At 68.2% G+C, this 242-nt stretch carries 1 protein-coding gene; it reads right to left on the reverse strand.

The genetic code is table 11. From position 1 onward, the window contains the following. Positions 1–242, reverse strand: a 242-nt coding sequence (locus KVT32_RS31260; RefSeq protein ID WP_217619554.1) for a hypothetical protein, incomplete at both ends; no start/stop codon positions are given.

Below are 242 nucleotides of genomic sequence, written 5' to 3' on the forward strand. Positions count from 1 at the left end.
CGGTATGCACCTTGTCGACGAACCAGAACATCGGCGAGGCCAGCAGCATGACGACCGCTGCCAGCAGGCCGCGTCCGCCAAAGTGACGGTAGGCCAGGCCCAGGCTGACCGCGGCCAGCACGGCGTGCAGCGCGAGGAAGCTGCCGTGCGCGCCCAGCTGCAGGCCGACCAGGGCGGCCAGCTTGCCGCACAAGGCGGCCAGCAGGCTGTAGAACCAGAAATGGTTGAAATCCGAGGTCGGG

The organism is Achromobacter sp. GbtcB20 (assembly GCF_019091095.1).
GTDB classification, from domain to species: Bacteria; Pseudomonadota; Gammaproteobacteria; order Burkholderiales; family Burkholderiaceae_B; genus Achromobacter; species Achromobacter mucicolens.